Here is a 16,139-nt window from a genome sequence, read left to right on the forward strand (position 1 = left end):
GCCACGCCCGCCCCTGGCGGCCCCGGTCCCCCCCCCGCCCCCGGTCTGCCGGGGCCGGGCCCCGCCGCCCACGCGCGGGGGCGCGTCACCGTGCAGACCCTGCACGAGGTCACCGACGTCGAACGCGGCGCCGACGGCCGCTGGATCGTGCACGTGAACCGGATCGACACGGCGGGCACGGTGCTGGAAAACAAGATCATCACCACCGGCACGCTGATCATGGCGGCCGGAAGCCTCAACACGACCCGCCTGCTGGTCCGGGCCGCCGCCACCGGCCGCATCCCCGACCTGCCCGACGGTCTCGGGCAGGGCTGGGGCACCAATGCCGATCGCATCTACGTATGGCGAAGTCCCGCAGAGGATTTCGGCGCGGCGCAGGGCGGCCCGGTGGTTTACGGCAGCCTGAACTGGGACGACCCGAATTCCGCCCACACGGTCATCCATGCCTCCATCCCACCGCTGCCGGTGGACTCGAGCGGCACCATGATGGTCGGATACGGCGTGAGCGCCGGGCGCGGCGGCTTCGTCTACGATTCCGCCGCCGACGACGCGATCCTGCACTGGCCCTCCGACGGGGATGCCGACATCCAGGACAACCACATCGGCCCCACCGTGCAGCGGATCGCGGGCCCGGGCACCGCGCTGATCGACACCAACGCGCTGTTCCCGTCCACCTGGCATCCCCTCGGCGGCGCCTGCATGGGAACGGTCTGCGACCTCGCGGGCCGGGTGCACGGCCAACGCGGCCTGTACGTCCTCGACGGCGCGCTGATGCCCGGTAACACCGCCGCCTGCAATCCCTCGATGACCATCGCCGCGGTCGCCGAACGAGCGCTCGACCACATCGTCGCCCGAGACATCGGAACCGTCATCTGACCGCGGGTCTGCTCACCCGGTATCGCCGTGTGGTGCCCACGCGCTGGACGCCGAGAACCCCGGCGTCGCGCAGGTTGCGCGGCGGACCGGTGTAGTGGGCGCGCCGGAGTCGGCCTGGCCCGGGGCTATTGTCGAGGACGTGTGCTGCGGGAAGATGTGGGTCGGGTTGTAGAGGGGAGGTTGGTGTGGCGGTGACGAGCGGGCGGTCGGTGCGGGAGGTGCGGCGGCTGCAGACCCGGGAGCGGTTGCTGGGTGCGGCCGTATCCGAGTTCAAGCGGACCGGGATGGCCGAGGCGGACGTGCGCGCGATCGTGGCGGCGGCCGGGGTGGCGCACGGCACGTTCTTCTTCCATTTCCCCACCAAGGAGCATGTGCTGCTGGAATTGGAGAACCGCGAGGAGGAGCGGGTGGCCGCCCAGTTCGAGCGGTTCTCCGAAACCGGCCACGACCTGGCGTCGGCGCTGCGGGAAGCGGTGCGGCTGGTGCTGGATCTGGAGCGGCGGCTGGGTGAGGTGTTGTTCAAAGACCTGCTGGCGCTTCATTTCTCGCAGACACGGACCGCGGTCGAAGCGGAGGACAGCGAGCAGGCGCATCCCTTCATCGTGCTGGTGGGCCGCGAGTTCGCGCTGGCCCGGGAGCGCGGCGAGGTCGCCGACAGGGTCGACCCGATGAACAGCGCGGTGTTCTTCCTGCTGGGGTTGTACGCGCTGCTGATCACGATGAGCGCTCGGACCACGCGGGACGAGGTGATCGAGGACTACCTGGCGCGGACGCTGGACAGCGTCCGGCCGCATTGAGCCCGGACGCGAAGGGGGCCGATGGTCATCGGCCCGGCCCGATCACCTTGTCGTGCAGCCGGTTCAGGGTGTAGGTCAGCGAGCCGATGAGGTTGGTCCAGTCCGTGGCGTCGGGCGGCCTGGCCCCGGAATCGGCCGGGGTGTTCGGATCCGCGGTCGCGCCGATCGCGAGCTGGGCGATATCGATGTTCATGTGCGCGGACGACGCGTCGGTGCCCTTCAGGATGATCGGAATGATCGAGATGAGCCCGTCGAGATTGGCGTCGGGGGTGTTCGAGGCGGTGTCGAGCCCGTCGGCGACCCTGTTCACCGACTCGATCAGGCTGCGGTCGTTGGTTCCCCGCACCGACGGGAACGCGGCGAGCTGCGCCGAGATCCGGTTCACCCGGCCGACGAGGTCGATGATGTTCCGGGTGTTGTCGCCGATGATCTGCAGCGCCGGACCGGCCGACGCCATCGCGTCGGTCACGCTGTGCCGCTGCCCGGCCAGCGTCGCGCTCAGATCGCCTGTGGTCGTGAGGATCTCACGGATTCGGTCGGAGCGGGCCGCGATGCCGTTCACCAGGTCCCGGGTCTCGCGGATCATGTCGGCCAACCGGTCGCCGCGGCCGCCGACGGTCTCACCGAGGCGGTTGGCCAGGCTCGTCATGCTTTCGATGGCGCCGCCGCCGACCAGCAGCGCGGCCCGGGTGAGCACCTCCTCCACGGTCGCCGCCGCGGAGGTCGACGCCAGCGGAATGCTCGCGCCGTCACCGAGATTCGGAGCACCGGAATCCGGCGTGGCCGGGGGTGTGAGCCCGACGAAGACGTCACCCATCGGGGTGGCCGAGCGCAGTTCGGCGGTGGTGCCCGCGGGCAGCCGCACGCCGGAGCGGATGCGCAGCGAGACCACGGCCCTGTAGTTCTCGGCCCGCATCGATTCGACCTGTCCGACGTCGGCGCCGTTGAGGCGGACCTTCGCCTCGGCGGGCAGATTGAGCGCGTCGACGAAGGTGGCCGTCACCGTGTAACCCTCGACGCCCGGCGCCGGGAGCGGCAGGCGGTCCAGGCTCACCGAGCATCCGGTGGCCGACAGGACCACCACCGCGGCGACCCACGAAAGGCGCTGTCGTCGTCCGGAACTCGGCATTACTCGCTCTCTGCTGTCCGGGCGGCGTTGCGGGCTTCGCGTTCGTCGTGGATGCGGACCAGTTCGCGGAATCCGAGCCGGTGGTATCGGGGTGTGGGCTGGGTGCCCCACGTGTCCTGCGCGGTGTCCTTGGCTTGCGCGCCTTCGGGCGATCCGAGGATCGGGTAGGGGACTTGGCATTCCAGGGTGTCGTCGGAGTATTGGTTCTTCAGCAGTTCGCTGCAGATCTGGGTGAGGCTCAGGGTGGGGTAGCCGTAGTAGACGGCCATGAAGGGCAGCGTGAACGCGCCCTCGAGGACGAGCGCGACCAGACATATCAGGGTGGCTCGCTGAATCCATTTGTGCATGTTCGCGTAGTACGGCCGGGTCCCGGCCGGTAGCGCCCGGTCCGGTTCGGTGGGTGACGTCGTCATGGCGGTGCTCCTCGCAAAGGTGTTCAGTCGGTGAAGATTTCGCGGTTGACCGTGTGCAGGTAGGGGATCGCGAGGAAGGGGCTGATGTAGAAGATGTCGTAGAGCCACCAGCCGATGACCGGGAACACGGTGCCCGCGAACCGGACATCGGCGTACATCGTCATGTTCAGCACATACGCGCACCAGATCACCACGCCCATCCAGCAGGTGATGATCATCCACTGCTGGCCCCACCGCTTCATCTGCAGGAAGCCGATGGCGGCGGCGACCCGCATCGAGAACACGGTGAGGATCAGCCCGATCACATACGATTTCTCGCCGGGCCCCGCGGCGCCGCCGACCCACATCTCGTTGAAGTGCCAGTAGTAGCCGCCGTCGAACATGTTGCCCCACCCGACCAGTAGCACGCGGCTGAGCAGGGTGTGGTTGCCGATCATGTCCATGGCCCAGCCGAGGCTGTTGAGGCAACCGTCGATGAGCACCAGGTAGCCGAGCAGCGTCACGATCATCGGCCGCACCGACAGCCCGGCGCGCAGCGCGCGGCGTTGCAGCCACACCCCGCGCAGGAAGATCGGCAGACCGATGAGCCCGGGAGCCCACATGCCCATGAGCGCGGCACCGGCGATCATCCATTTGTCGGCGTGGCGCTGCGCGGTGCGCGATTGTTCGTCGTGGTCCTCGAGCCCGACCGGGTTCACCGGTCCCACCAGCCTCGGGCGAAGGACATGTAGAGCTGGATCAGGAACATCGTCAGCAGATAGCCGTAGATGACGACCTGCAGCACGATGAGTGCCCGTTTCCTGTCGCGTTCTTGGTGGTCCATGGCGGGGCCCTTTCTCGACTCAGGGGGCGTCGGTGGTCAGCAGGGCGGCCGCGGCGACCTCGCGCAGGCCGTCGGTGATCGCTCCGTCGGTGCTCAGCGGGGCCAGGACGCAGGCCTCGGCGGCCTCCAGCTCCGCGGCTCCGGCCGCGATGAGGTGCGCGGCGGTCACCAGGACGCGGGTCGAGGGCGGCTCGAAGTGAAAGACCGCGTCGGCGGTGCGGATGGCGTTGGCGCACCGGACGAGTCGCCGCGCGGTGGCCGAGGCGACCCCGGTCTCGGCGATGATCACCTCCGCTTCCCGATCGGGCGGCAGGTAGCTCATGGCGATCGTGACGAATCGTTGCCGCAGCGACGGCTTGAGCTCCTTCAGCGAGCTGCGATACGCCGGGTTGTAGGAGCAGACCAGCATGAATGTCTCCGGCGCGGCGACGACCTCGCCCGCGCGGTCCAGATAGAGCGCCCGGCGGTGATCGGTCAGCGAGTGGAGGATGGCCAGGGAGTCGTGCCGGGCCTCCACGATCTCGTCGAGGTAGCAGATCGCCCCGGTCTTGACCGCGCGGGTCAGCGGGCCGTCGGTCCAGGCGATGTCGCCACCGGTGACCATGAAGCGCCCGACGAGGTCGGAGCTGGTCAGATCGTCGTGACAGCTGATGGTCACGACGGACCGCCCCAGCAGCTCACCCATATGCTCGACGAACCGCGTCTTACCGCATCCGGTGGGCCCGGTGAGCATGACCGGAATGCGTTGGCGGAACGCTCTTTCGAACAGCTGCGGCTCATCGCCGCCCGCACAGTAGACAGCTCCGGCCATGACTCACCCCCGTGCGGTTCTCATGCGGCGACCAGTCGTCGGTGCACGTGGGCCAGCACCTGCGGCAGCTGGTCCACGCGCCGGATACGTCGGCTGCGCCGCGGTCCGAAGACCTCCGGCAGCGGATCGACACGCGCCGGTCCGACGCCGATGTAGTAGGCCGACACCCCGGCCTCGTCGGCCTCCGCCACGGCGTGCGCCGCGTCGGCCCAGGCGTAGCGGCCTTCGTACCCCTCGTCGGAGATCAGGCCGTCGCCGATCACGACGAGCAGCCGACGGTGCGCCGGCTGCGCCAGCAACCGGCTGGTCAGATGCCGCAGTGGGGCACCGAGCCGGGTGTATCCGCCGGTGGTCAGGCCCTGCTCGCCCGGCGGCAGCAGGCGCGGATCGTCGAAGTCCTTGAGGCAGCGCACATCTACGTGATGTCGGGTGTTGCCGGAGAACACGAATATCCCGTGCCGCTCGCGAGCGCGGGCCATCGCATGCGACAGCGCATCGGCGCAGGCCAGTTCCAGCCGGAAGACACGGCCGCCGTGCACGCCCAGCGAGGCACTGCCGTCCAGCAGTAGCGCGGTCACCACATCGCGGCCGCGCGGTGCCAGGTCACGGAAGATGCGTGGCTGGGCCGCCGCCCCGAGCACCGAGTCCAGGTAGTAGCCGACGTACCGATCGACGTCGAGGTCGGCACCGTCTTCGAGCCGACCGGCCATCGCCCGGTCGGTATCCCGCTCGAACCACCGGAGCAGGTCGGGGGAGACGGGCCCGGTGCGGTGGGTGCGCCCGGTGGCGGCGCGTTCCAGCACCGCGACGTGACCGGGCAGGAAGCGTGCCGTCCAGGCATTCCACTCCGGATAGGGGATGCCGGGGCGCCGCTCCGGTGTCGCGTCGTCGTCCTGCGGCCGGCTCGGCGGCGGCAGGTTCGGGTTGGGCACGCCGCCGTCACCGCCCACCGGCACCGAGTGCGGCCGCGGGAGCCGCTTGTGCCGCGTGGTCCACGGCATCCGGCCGTACCGGCGCCGCAGCGCACCGGTCAGGCTTGTCGGTGTCGTGTATGCCACCGGCAATCGACCCAGCAGCGGATGCACGTCCAGCGGGCCGCGTCGCGCGGCGAGGGCGATCGCCCGGTTGAGGATCTCCGCGCCGTCGGTGTCGGCGGGCGCGACCTCCAGATCGGGTAGCACCCTGCGCATTTCGCCGAGCAGCCCGGGCCAGCGCGACGCGATCCAGCCGAGCGCGACGCTGGCCTCGACGCACACCAGCGCCCGCAGCTCGCGGGCCGACAGGTCGCCGATGCGGTAACCGGCGACCCGTTCCTTCGAGGGTGCGCACTGCAGCGCCACACCGCAGGTCACGGTCCGGCGGGTCCAGTCCCGCGCCGCCCACGGGTGCGGGACGTACACGAAATCCAGTGCGGCACTGAGGCCGAACCCACGCCGCTGCCCGGTGACCAGCCGCGCGCCCGCACGTCGGCCGTCGCTGAGCGACACGGCGGTCACCGCGCAACTGCGCTCGACGGCCGCCGCGTCCGAGGGCCCACTCATCGCGGACCCCCGCCGCGGGCGCTGCCGCGCTCAGAACGTGCCGAGCCGCTCGAACATCCAGTACCAGAACGCGATGACCAACCCGGTGCCGCCGTACGCCGCCAGATATCGGACACCCTCCCAGACCCACAGCATGATCGGACCTCTTTCGTGCGGGACAGCGACATCGGACGGGCGGAGCTTCCTGCTCGAGCTGTCATAGTCAGTCATTGCAGATGACTCACTGACTAAAGTCAATATATTGACAGAAGGAGTGCGCGCTGAATTGACCTATGAGCTGGTGTGATTCGCACGGAGTCTGAGAAAAATACTGATCACAGTCAGTCAAATCACCGACGCCGTACCGCGCGCCCGACTCCGACGACGGTCGAGCGCGGCGCGCCCAGGGATCCTCGGCGCCGTTCACTTCGTCGGCAGGGCGTTCTGCAACCCGCCCACGTCGGTGATCTTCCACCCGGCGTTGCGGTCGATGGTGAGGGCATAGGTGACGGTGGTCTGTGCGCCGTCGGGGGTTTGCGCGCTGGTCGAATTCACGTTGAGGTACGCGTTGACCTTGTAGATGCCGCCGGATTCGGAGGTGACCGCCGCCGAGAGCGGGGTCGCCTTCGAGGTCCACTGCAGGGGCAGCAGGATCTGCTCGAGTTGTGGGGCGGTGGCATCGAACTTCGCGGAGAGCTGGGCTGTGGTGCCGGATTGCAGGCGGGCGATCCATGCCTTGACGTCGTGGAAGTCGATGGTGGAGGCGCCGACCGCGTAGTCGGTCGCGATCTGCTCGGCGTGCCGGGCGTCGGCCGCGCGGGCGTCGCGGTCGGCGAGGTCCGAGCGCGCCGACCAGTAGAGCGCCGCGAAAACCACTGTGGCGACCAGGAGTCCGGCGATCGCGAGGGCGGTCGGTACCGTCGACAGCCGGATCGACAGGGTGCGCGGGGACTTGTACCCGGTGGCGGGCGTGTCCTCGGTGCCGGTGGAGTCTTCGTGTGTTGCTGTGGTCATGCTCTGTTCCTTGGCTGGTGGCGGTCCGGGCTATTTGACGCTGATTCGGAAGCGCACGGTGCCATCGGCGCCGACGCTGTTCAGCGCCTGATCGATGAGCGTGCCGAGGTCGATGCCGGGCGTCCGGCGCACCGCGTCGGCGACCACGGGCTGCAGCACCGGTCCCAGTGGGGCGATGCCCGGCCCGATCTTGTTCAGCAGCGCCGTCGTGCTGTCGAGGAAGGGCACCACGCCGTCGCCGGTGAAGTAGGCCGCCGTCGGGCGGGCGTCGACCAGCCCGGAGCCCTGCTCGACGATGCTGTTCAGATATCGGCCGAACTCGCCGAATTCCGGTCCGGCGGCGGCGAGTGACGGCCCGAGCCAGTCGATGTCGCCGCCCATCGCCTGGATGTCGGTGAACAGCTGGCGGATGGCGGGTGTGCGGCTGAGTAGCGTGGTGGCCAGCAGCGTGGTGGACCGCTGCAGGGTCTGCATCGTCGCGTCCGTGCCGGACAGGGCGCGGCCGAAGGTGTCGACCAGGCGGCCCATCACCTCCGGATGGATCTGGTTCATGAGTTCGACCAGCCGGGACGACAGTGCCGTGATCGTCATCGGGGTGCGGATCCGATCGGTCGGCACGAGCTGACCGTTCTCGAGGTACGGTCCGCCGCCGTCGATCGGCTCGAACTCGATATAGGGCTCGCCGAGCGCCGACAACTGCTCGATGACGACATCGCTGGCGACCGGAATCCGGTACCGGTCGTCGATCTCGAGCCGCACGAGCACACCGGTGGCCTGCTTGCGCACCTCCTGCGTGCGACCGACCTGCACCCCGCGCAGGAGCACCGGAGCATTCGGTCCCAGCCCGCCCGAATCGGCGAGCCGCATCTCGGCCGTGATGTGCGATCGGCGCGGATCCAGGTGCAGCACACCGACGGTCATGTAGGTGGCGCCGAGGATCAGCACCGCGGCGATCGCCGAAAGTGACACGGCGGCACGGAGGTTCATCGCACCAGTCCGATCATGCGCAGGGTGTCGACGATGCGGCCCGTCTGCTCCGGTGGGCTGAGTTCGACCAGGTCGACCTTCGGCCCGTGGTCGGTGAACGGAATGATCTTGGTGTTGATCAGGTCGACCAGCTTCTTCATATTGGACGGCGAACTCGTGTCGAAGGGCCGGTTGCCGAACAGCATGGGCACCACGGCGCGGGCGGTGCCGTCGAGCGACTGCAGCAGCGGGCCCAGCCAGGCGGCGGCCGGTCCGATCGGCCCCAGCGCGGTCAGGACGAGGATGACGCCGATCTGGGCATTCACCGACGCGGTGGTCTGCCGGACGCCGTAGGGGGTGAGCAGTTCGTCCAGATACGGTGTGTTGGCGCCCACTCCGTCGGTCACGGTGGCCTGCAGTCCGTCGAGGACATGGTCGACGGAGTCCAGATTGGTTCCCAGATCGGTGAGGTCGGCGCCGAGCGTGCCCGCGATCGTGGTGGTGTCGCGCGGGTCGCTCGGCAGGACCGCGTTCATCTTGCGGACGATGTCCTGGGCGTCGGTCACGGCGCCGCTGCCGACGAAGGTGGACAGCCCGGCCAGGATGTCCTCGATGGGCGGCGACTGGGTGGTATCGGCGAGCGGGATCGTCGCGCCGGGCCGGAGCCGGTCCGCCGCGGGTAGGGCCGGTTCGGTGAGCGCGATGTGCACATCGCCGAGCGGAGTCTCCTGGCGCAGTTCGGCGGTCGTGCCGGTCGGCAGCCGTACCGAGTCGCGAATGTCCACCTCGGCGACCACGAATCCCTTGCTGCGGGCCGGATCCGGGCCCACGACGGTGACACCGCGCAGCTGGCCCACCCGGACGCCGTTTGCGATGACCTTGGCGCCCTGGGGGAGGTTGAGCACATCGGCGAACTCGATGCGCAGGCGGTAGGTCGGGCCGTCGACGCCGACCCCGGGCACCGGGACGTCGGCGGGCTGGACCTCACATCCGGCGGCGAGCACCAGCGCGAGACCGAGGGCCGCTCGGGCGAGGACACGCCGGGGGCGATGGCGTTTCATCGGGCACTCACCCCCGCGAGCAGCGCGGGCAGGGCGGGCAGGGTGACCGTGCCGTTGTCCGCCGCGGCGCATCGCTGTCCGGTGACGGCCTGCAGAGCGGCGCAGACTCGATCGGAATCCTGTTGCGGCAGTGCGAGTTTCGGCGGCGCGTAGCCGATCCTCAGGCGGCCGTCGACCGGGTCGATCGCACCGGCGAAGCCCGTGGCGACGGCCGGTGTCATGCGGAGGAGATCGGTGAGCGATTCGACTCCGGCCGTGATCAGCCGGGGCAGACCGGGAGTGGCGTCGAGCGCTCGTACCGCCGGGGTGCCGAACATCATGAATACGTCGTTGAGCTGCGGGAGCACGTCGGCCAGTGCCGCGACGATCTCCACGACCGGCGGGAACGCGAGCACGTTGATGTCGTGGAAGGCCCGGGGCAGCCGGATGATCGTGTCCTTCACCTGCGCCCAGCCGCCGTGGGCGCGGTGCGCGAGTTCGCTGAGGGCATCCAGCAGCCGCCCGATGTGCCCGATGGCCGTGTCCGGCGCGGCGAGTGCCTTGCCGAGCTGCTGGATGACGGCGTTGAGGTGCTCCCCGGTGCCCGCGGTCGCGCGGTCGACCGCGTCGAGCCCGGCCCCGAACGCGTTGCGCTGCGCGGGATCCGCGGCGCCGTTGAGCTTGTCGGCGAGCCCGGCCAGGGCGTCGAAGGTTTCCGAAAGGCTTTTGGGCGTCAGGGTTTTGGTGATGCAGGCGCCGGGATCCCGGCCGGGCCCGGCCGGTTCGGCACCGATGAGCGCGAGATTCCGATCGGCGATCAGGTTCTGGCTCACGGTCACCGCCCCGACATCGGGCGGGAGCTTGCGGTCGGACCGGACGGTGAACTCGACACGGGTCGCGCGACCGGCGGGCCGGATATCGGTGACCTTGCCTACCTGTACCCCCATGACGGTCACGGCGCTGCCCTCGTACAGTCCGATGCTGTCGGGCATCTCGGCGCAGTAGGCGCGCGTGCCGGGACCGGATCGGGTCACGTGCAGCGCGGTGGCGCCCGCCGCGACGAGGACGATCACCACCGCCGCGGACATCAGCCCCCGCGAGCCGAGGATCTTCGCGAGCATCAACAACCTCCGCCCGGAACGGGAACGCAGACGCTGGGCAGCGGGATCGTCGCCGCGGACTGGTCGACGGTCACGCCGCCGCCGCTGGGAAGCAGGGGTAGCAGCCGCTGCTCCAGATCGCGCACGGCATCGAGCAGCGTGCCCAGGCGGGCGCCGAGTTCCTCGAGCTTCGGGATCGCCTCGTCGGCGAGCGGGCGGGCGCGCTCCTTCAGCCTCGCGTCCCACGCGCGTCCCAAGGGGGAGAAGCCCTTCAGGACCGTCGCCAGGTCGTCGAGCGCCTGCGAGATCTCCGCCCTGTTGTCGCGGATGACATCCTCCATGCCCGCCAGCGCGGTGATCAGTCGCACCAGCACGTCGGAGTTCTCGCGGAGCGCCGTCAGATGCTCGTCGGCCAGCGCGAGCGTGCGCGAGATGTCGGCGTTCTGCCGGTCCATGATCCCGGTCAGGTCGCCCACCGCCGCGAGCGCGGCGCGGAAGGCGTCCGGGCCGCCGTCGACCGCGGTGGACAGGGAGGAGAGGGTCCGGCGAAGGACGTCGCCGTCGATTTCCCGGACGGGCCGCACGGCATCCTGAAAAACCTGAGTGAGGTTGTAGGGCAGCGTGACTCGCTCCCTCGGTATGCTCGCCGAGCCCAGCGGCGCGGTGCCCGCGGGCCGCACGGCCAGGTAGTAGCCGCCGACGACGGTCAGCATGCGGATGTCCAGCGCCGTCCGGTCCCCGACGAACACCGTGTCCTCGACCGTGAAACGCATCCGGACCCGATCCGGCAGCAGCGTCAGCGATTTCACCTTGCCGACCGGAATCCCGGCGACCCGGACGTCGTCACCGGTCCGGATCGACCCGGCCTCGGCCAGATCGGCGGAATACTCCCGCTCCGGGGTGGTGCCGGTGACGTACACCGCGCCGATCGCGATGATCAGCAGCACCACGGCACCCAAACCCGCTATGCCCCAGCGCAGTTCGGTGCCGCGGGGATCATCCGCGAAACGCGCTCGGCCCCTTACCTTTTGCATAGCGTGATCCTCTGTCCGGAGATGAGCAGCTGCAGGGGCTCGGGTGCCGCGGCGGGTCCGCGCGAACAGGTGGGCGCGGCGTCGGGGCCGCTGGGCGGGACGGCCGCCGCCAGCGCCTGGATCAGGCCGGGTAGTCGCCCGAACACCACCGCGGCCTCGTGCGGATCGGGAATCGCGTTCTGCAGCAAGGCGTCCAGGTCCCGGTCGCGGTCGCCGCTGACACCCAGCGTGGCCAGGGTGCTCCGGAGCGGTTTCAAGATCGGTGGGATGGTGCGGGAGAACTGGACGAGCCCCGGGAGCTTGTCGGTGATGTTGACGAACAGATTGGTCAGATTGGCCATCAGCTCCATGGTGCTGCCCGATTTGCCGCCGAGGTGATCGGAGATCGTGGCGAGGTTCGAAACCAGCGTCGACACCACCGCCTGGCGATCGGAGACATGGCGACTCAGCTTGCCGACGGCGTCCAGCGCCGGTCCCAGACCCGTGCCGTCGCCCTGGATGACCGCGAGCATGCTGGTCGCGAACTGATTGATCTCGGCGGGGGACAGCTCGGCCAGCACCGGCTGCAGGCCCTTGAACAGCGTCGTGATGTCGAAGGCCGGGATCGTGTCGGCGGTCTCGAAGACGGCCTTCGGATCGCGGTGCCGCTCCGGCCGTTCGGGCTGCTGGATTTCCAGATAGCGGAAGCCGGTGAGGTTCTGATACCGGATGGCGACCTTGCCGCCGTCGAACAGTGCATGGTCGCGGGTCACGGTGAATCGCACGCGGGCGAGCGTTCCGGCCAGCTCGACCACCCGGACCTTGCCGACCTGAACCCCGTACAGGCGGACGTCGTCGCCGGTGCGGAGCCCGTTGGCGTCGGTGAACATCGCGGTGTAGGTCTCGGTGTCGCCCCGGACCGGCCGCTCGATCACCCGCAGCACACCGGCCAGCACGACGACCGTGAGCGCCGCGGCCACGGCGAGTCGGAGCAGCAGCGAACGGGTCGTCATGGCTGGCCCCCACCGAGCGTCGCCGACAGTGGTGCGAAAAGCCCCGGGACCGAGTCCAATTCGACTCCGGCGTGCAGCACCGGACCCGTCGGCGAGTCGTGAAACGCGGTGTCGAGCCGGTCGAGCAGCTCGCCCAGCCGACCCGCCGAACGCTCCGGGGTACCGACCGACGCCGACAGCCGATCGAGAATCAGCGGCGCCATGGGCAGCAGCTGGCCGAAGTACTCCCGCGCGGTGCCGAGCGTCCGAGTTGCCGCGGGCAGCAACAGGTTCTGCACGTCGGTCCACAGCTCGCCGTACCGGGTCAGGTTGTCCGGATTCGCGAGATAGGCGTTCTTCAGGTCGCCGTACAGCAGGGTGATCGCGCCGGTCAGCATGGGTGGCAGGCCGGTCAGCACCGAGCCGTACCGGTCGAACAGCAGCGACGGTGGCAGCTGCTGCGTCTCGGTGAACGAACGGATCGTCGTGCCGATCGCCTGCAGCAGCGGGGTGAAGGCCGTGAGATCCTGCGAGGTCTTGCGCAGCAGTTCGGACAGCTGCGGGGTCAGGACGTCGTTGGTGAGCCGCCCGGTCGATCGCAGCAGCGCCGAGAGCGTGGCATCTTGCACGCGGTCGGCGTTGCGGCCGGTCAGGTCGATCGTGGACCCGTCGGCCAGCGTCGCCCCGCCGCCGCGCGAATGCAGTTGCACCGCACTGATTCCGAACAGATTGCCGGGTGCGTAGTCGATGGTCAGAGCGTCGGACAGGCCGAACAGCTGCGAGCGCAGCAGCCCCAGCTCGACGCGCTGGCGGCCCGGCGCCGCGGCGTGGATCGCGGTGACCGAGCCGACCCGCACGCCGTCGAGCCGGACATCGGTGCCCGGTTCGATGCCCTCGCCGACGTGGCCGGTGACCAGCGCGACCCGGATCTCGTCCGCCGGTCGGCGGTCTGGCTGCACGCGCCAGCCGACGACGAGGGCCACGGCCAGCAGCACCGCGCAGGCGCCGAGAACGCGGGCGCGGCGCGGCCCGACCTCGGTGCCGGGCAGGATGTAGGGCGGCGGCATGGGATCACCCGGTGAATGTGATGGGGGACTGGAAGCCCCACAGAACGATGGTGGCGAACATGTCGAGTGCGATGATCGACACCAGGCTGGCGCGGATCGCGCGGCCGGAGCCGATGCCGACGCCCTCGGGACCGCCGGTGGCGAAATAGCCCTGGTAGCAATGGATCAGCACGACGGCGGTCGCGAAGATCATCACCTTGATGGTCGCGGCGACGACGTCCCAGCCGAGGACGAACTGGTCGAAATAGTGGTCGTAGGTTCCGGCCGGAGTGCCGTGCACGGTCGTCACGATCAGTTCGCACGACAGATAGCTGAGGATCAGCGCGACCACGAATGCCGGTGCCACAGCGACGATTCCGGCGATGATCCGCGTCGTCACGACGAACGGCACCGACCGGATGCCCAGCGATTCCAGCGCGTCGATCTCCTCGGAGATGCGCATCGATCCGATCTCGGCGGTCATCCGGCATCCGGCCTGTGCCGCGAATCCGACGCCCGCGGCGATCGGCGCCAGCTCGCGGGTGACACCGAATGCCGAGATGAGGCCGCTGAGCTGGCCCAGGGACAGGAGGTTGAGCGCGCTGTAGGCCTCGATGCCGATCGAGGCGCCCATCGCGGCACCGAGCAGCAGCATCAGCGGGACCACGCCGCCGCCGATGACGACCGAGCCGCGGCCCCAGGTCATGTCGGTGATCACCATGATCGTCTGGCGCCGGTATCGCAGCAGCGTGTAGGGCACCGAGGCGAACACCTGCCAGCAGAAACCGATCACGAAGCCGATCGAGTCGATCGGGCCCAGCGGGTGTACGCGGTGGCGTAGCCGGTTGGCCCACCGCAGTCCGGCCGGAAGGTACGGCGTCGCGGTCATCACGCCATCCTCACCGGGATGAACATCGTGACCACCTGGGTGATCGCGGTATTGAGGAGGGTGACGGCGGCGATCGACATGACGACGGCGGCGTTGACACCGTCGGCGACGCCGCGCGGTCCGCCCTCGGCCTCGAGCCCGCGCTGGCATGCGATGACGACGACCAGGAATCCGAACAGCAGCGACTTGATCAGCGCCACCCACAGGTCGACGGGAAGTGTGAAGGCGCCGAACGAATCCCAGTAACTCCCCGGCGTGACATCGAGTGCGGCGACGGCGACGGCGAAACCCGAGGCGATACCGACGACGATGATGAGCGTGGTCAGCATCGGTGCCACCAGCATCATCGCGGCGATGCGCGGTACCACCAGGCGCTGCACGGGATCCACGCCCATGACGCGCATGGCGTCGACCTCCTCCCGGATGGTCCGGGCGCCGAGGTCGGCCGCGATGGCCGCCGAACCCGCCCCGCCCAACAGCATCGCCGCGGCCATCGGCGCGCCCTGCTTGATCACACCGAGACCGCCCGCCGCGCCGATCATCGAATCGGCGCCGAGCTGCGACACGATATTGCCGACCTGGGCCGAGACGATCACACCGAACGGGATGGCCATCAGGACGCTGGGTATCGCGGTGACTTTGATCAGGAACCATGCCTGCGAGAGCGTCTCGTGGACCTGAAATCGCAGGCGGATCGCGTCCGTCGCCGCGATTCGGGTCGCCTGGGCGCCCATGTGTAGCGCTCGGCCGAGAGTGGCGAGGCTCGACAGCACTGTCTCGGAGAAGTTTCGGCGCAGCGCCGCCGTCGCGGTCGCCTCTTCCTCCACCGGAACAGCCGGATCTGCCGTCGACACCGAACCTCCCTGTTCGACGAAGTCCCGCGAACGGTCCAGTACTGGACAGAGGGCCGGACACTTGTCTGGATGCTATTTCAGGAGGGGGTCCACATCAAGCGATTCGGCGGATTTCGCTGTTATGTACGGGCTGCGTGCGCTCAGCAGGTGAGGTTCGCCGCGGCGAACGACGAGAACGAGACGTGGACGTGGTCGTAGTGATTGGCGGTGGGGGAACCGCGGTCCTCCATGGTGGACCAACCGCTGCCGTCGTTGTATCGCTGCTGCCAGATCACGTAGCTGACGCCGAGGCGGTCCGAGTTGGCCAGGACGAACTCGGCGATCGCGTCGCCCTGCGCGGAATCGGAGACCATGAAGTCGAGGGCGAGACCCGCACCGTGGTCGCCGTCGGAGCGACTGTCGGGGGTGCCACCGACGTCGGCGACGCCGAACGCCCGCGAGAGCAGGTGCCCCGCCTGTGCCACATGGGGTTTGGCGCCACCGAGGGTCGTCGGACATGATTCCTTGAGCATCTTCGCCATGAACGCCGTGTCATCGTCGGCGGGCGGCGGCCCCGAACCGGTCGGCGCGGGAGCCGGTCCGGTGGGGGCGACCGAGGCCGGGGGTGGCGCGACGGCGTCGGCTCGCTCGACCGGACCGGGCCGCAGTGCCATCCACAGCAGCGTGGGAACGGTCGCCGCCACGCCGCACGCGACCAGCGCCTTGCGGCCCATCGGAGCCGTCGTCGGCCTGCGGTGTTGCGCGTGCACGATACCGATCACCAGTCACTGTCGAGAGCAGATCTCCGTCACATTACGAAACGGTCCCGGAGATGTCACGCCCGACCGGACAGGATCGGAGAGCGGCCACCGTCGAT

At 69.3% G+C, this 16,139-nt stretch carries 18 protein-coding genes; 2 read left to right on the top strand and 16 right to left on the bottom strand.

Annotated features, from left to right (window positions below; translation table 11 throughout):
- Together QH290_RS34375 and QH290_RS34380 are read left to right on the top strand one after the other, a co-directional pair.
- Positions 1-876 (top strand): GMC oxidoreductase (locus QH290_RS34375; protein ID WP_280387482.1); only part of this gene is annotated, 876 nt, incomplete at its 5' end.
- 185 nt (positions 877-1,061) lie between these two features.
- Complete coding sequence (locus tag QH290_RS34380) at positions 1,062-1,673, top strand: TetR family transcriptional regulator (protein ID WP_280266501.1); 612 nt, start codon at positions 1,062-1,064, stop codon at positions 1,671-1,673.
- A 25-nt stretch (positions 1,674-1,698) separates the two neighbouring features.
- Here QH290_RS34380 and QH290_RS34385 read toward each other — a convergent pair whose 3' ends face one another.
- From QH290_RS34385 to QH290_RS34460, 16 genes are all read right to left on the bottom strand, one after another.
- The gene (locus tag QH290_RS34385) at positions 1,699-2,802 is read right to left on the bottom strand and encodes an MCE family protein (RefSeq protein WP_280387484.1); all 1,104 of its coding nucleotides are present in this window, start codon (positions 2,800-2,802) and stop codon (positions 1,699-1,701) included.
- Complete coding sequence (locus tag QH290_RS34390) at positions 2,802-3,215, bottom strand: hypothetical protein (RefSeq protein WP_280387486.1); 414 nt, start codon at positions 3,213-3,215, stop codon at positions 2,802-2,804. Before QH290_RS34390 ends, QH290_RS34385 begins: the two co-directional genes overlap by 1 nt.
- Before the next feature lie 23 nt (positions 3,216-3,238).
- Positions 3,239-3,844, bottom strand: a complete 606-nt coding sequence (locus QH290_RS34395) for a hypothetical protein (RefSeq protein ID WP_280266503.1) — start codon at positions 3,842-3,844, stop codon at positions 3,239-3,241.
- A 65-nt stretch (positions 3,845-3,909) separates the two neighbouring features.
- Positions 3,910-4,038: a hypothetical protein gene (locus QH290_RS34400; protein WP_280387487.1), complete on the bottom strand. Its 129-nt coding sequence runs from the start codon at positions 4,036-4,038 to the stop codon at positions 3,910-3,912.
- Positions 4,039-4,057: 19 nt separating this feature from the next.
- Positions 4,058-4,849 (bottom strand): AAA family ATPase, encoded by a 792-nt coding sequence (locus tag QH290_RS34405; RefSeq protein ID WP_280266497.1) that lies wholly within the window; start codon positions 4,847-4,849, stop codon positions 4,058-4,060.
- A 20-nt stretch (positions 4,850-4,869) separates the two neighbouring features.
- Positions 4,870-6,390, bottom strand: a complete 1,521-nt coding sequence (locus QH290_RS34410) for a nitric oxide reductase activation protein NorD (protein ID WP_280387489.1) — start codon at positions 6,388-6,390, stop codon at positions 4,870-4,872.
- Positions 6,391-6,792: 402 nt separating this feature from the next.
- Positions 6,793-7,383 (bottom strand): hypothetical protein, encoded by a 591-nt coding sequence (locus QH290_RS34415; protein ID WP_280387492.1) that lies wholly within the window; start codon positions 7,381-7,383, stop codon positions 6,793-6,795.
- 30 nt (positions 7,384-7,413) lie between these two features.
- On the bottom strand, positions 7,414-8,370 hold the full coding sequence (locus tag QH290_RS34420) for an MlaD family protein (protein ID WP_280387494.1): 957 nt from the start codon (positions 8,368-8,370) through the stop codon (positions 7,414-7,416).
- Complete coding sequence (locus QH290_RS34425) at positions 8,367-9,410, bottom strand: MlaD family protein (protein ID WP_280387496.1); 1,044 nt, start codon at positions 9,408-9,410, stop codon at positions 8,367-8,369. Before QH290_RS34425 ends, QH290_RS34420 begins: the two co-directional genes overlap by 4 nt.
- Positions 9,407-10,510: an MlaD family protein gene (locus QH290_RS34430; protein ID WP_280387498.1), complete on the bottom strand. Its 1,104-nt coding sequence runs from the start codon at positions 10,508-10,510 to the stop codon at positions 9,407-9,409. The genes QH290_RS34425 and QH290_RS34430 overlap by 4 nt, the downstream gene beginning before the upstream one ends.
- Complete coding sequence (locus QH290_RS34435; RefSeq protein ID WP_280387501.1) at positions 10,510-11,523, bottom strand: MlaD family protein; 1,014 nt, start codon at positions 11,521-11,523, stop codon at positions 10,510-10,512. Before QH290_RS34435 ends, QH290_RS34430 begins: the two co-directional genes overlap by 1 nt.
- Entirely contained in the window at positions 11,511-12,515 is a 1,005-nt protein-coding gene (locus tag QH290_RS34440; protein ID WP_280387502.1) for an MlaD family protein, read from the bottom strand. The genes QH290_RS34435 and QH290_RS34440 overlap by 13 nt, the downstream gene beginning before the upstream one ends.
- Positions 12,512-13,561, bottom strand: a complete 1,050-nt coding sequence (locus QH290_RS34445; protein WP_280387504.1) for an MlaD family protein — start codon at positions 13,559-13,561, stop codon at positions 12,512-12,514. The genes QH290_RS34440 and QH290_RS34445 overlap by 4 nt, the downstream gene beginning before the upstream one ends.
- 4 nt (positions 13,562-13,565) lie before the next feature.
- A complete protein-coding gene (locus QH290_RS34450; protein WP_280387507.1) occupies positions 13,566-14,429 on the bottom strand; it encodes an ABC transporter permease in 864 nt (287 codons plus the stop codon).
- Positions 14,429-15,163, bottom strand: coding sequence for an ABC transporter permease (locus QH290_RS34455; protein ID WP_425301600.1), 735 nt, complete (start codon positions 15,161-15,163; stop codon positions 14,429-14,431). Before QH290_RS34455 ends, QH290_RS34450 begins: the two co-directional genes overlap by 1 nt.
- A 260-nt stretch (positions 15,164-15,423) precedes the next feature.
- Entirely contained in the window at positions 15,424-16,044 is a 621-nt protein-coding gene (locus tag QH290_RS34460) for a VldE C-terminal domain-containing protein (protein ID WP_280387509.1), read from the bottom strand.
- Positions 16,045-16,139 lie beyond the last annotated feature (95 nt).

The organism is Nocardia wallacei, from assembly GCF_029869545.1.
GTDB classification, from domain to species: domain Bacteria; phylum Actinomycetota; class Actinomycetes; order Mycobacteriales; family Mycobacteriaceae; genus Nocardia; species Nocardia wallacei_A.

Coding starts and splice junctions, on each gene's coding strand:
- QH290_RS34385 (WP_280387484.1), bottom strand. CDS start 2,802: ATGCCGAGTTCCGGACGACGACAGCGCCTTTCGTGGGTCGCCGCGGTG.
- QH290_RS34390 (WP_280387486.1), bottom strand. CDS start 3,215: ATGACGACGTCACCCACCGAACCGGACCGGGCGCTACCGGCCGGGACC.
- QH290_RS34395 (WP_280266503.1), bottom strand. CDS start 3,844: ATGATCGCCGGTGCCGCGCTCATGGGCATGTGGGCTCCCGGGCTCATC.
- QH290_RS34400 (WP_280387487.1), bottom strand. CDS start 4,038: ATGGACCACCAAGAACGCGACAGGAAACGGGCACTCATCGTGCTGCAG.
- QH290_RS34405 (WP_280266497.1), bottom strand. CDS start 4,849: ATGGCCGGAGCTGTCTACTGTGCGGGCGGCGATGAGCCGCAGCTGTTC.
- QH290_RS34410 (WP_280387489.1), bottom strand. CDS start 6,390: ATGAGTGGGCCCTCGGACGCGGCGGCCGTCGAGCGCAGTTGCGCGGTG.
- QH290_RS34415 (WP_280387492.1), bottom strand. CDS start 7,383: ATGACCACAGCAACACACGAAGACTCCACCGGCACCGAGGACACGCCC.
- QH290_RS34420 (WP_280387494.1), bottom strand. CDS start 8,370: ATGAACCTCCGTGCCGCCGTGTCACTTTCGGCGATCGCCGCGGTGCTG.
- QH290_RS34425 (WP_280387496.1), bottom strand. CDS start 9,410: ATGAAACGCCATCGCCCCCGGCGTGTCCTCGCCCGAGCGGCCCTCGGT.
- QH290_RS34430 (WP_280387498.1), bottom strand. CDS start 10,510: ATGCTCGCGAAGATCCTCGGCTCGCGGGGGCTGATGTCCGCGGCGGTG.
- QH290_RS34435 (WP_280387501.1), bottom strand. CDS start 11,523: ATGCAAAAGGTAAGGGGCCGAGCGCGTTTCGCGGATGATCCCCGCGGC.
- QH290_RS34440 (WP_280387502.1), bottom strand. CDS start 12,515: ATGACGACCCGTTCGCTGCTGCTCCGACTCGCCGTGGCCGCGGCGCTC.
- QH290_RS34445 (WP_280387504.1), bottom strand. CDS start 13,561: ATGCCGCCGCCCTACATCCTGCCCGGCACCGAGGTCGGGCCGCGCCGC.
- QH290_RS34450 (WP_280387507.1), bottom strand. CDS start 14,429: ATGACCGCGACGCCGTACCTTCCGGCCGGACTGCGGTGGGCCAACCGG.
- QH290_RS34455 (WP_425301600.1), bottom strand. CDS start 15,163: ATGGGCGCCCAGGCGACCCGAATCGCGGCGACGGACGCGATCCGCCTG.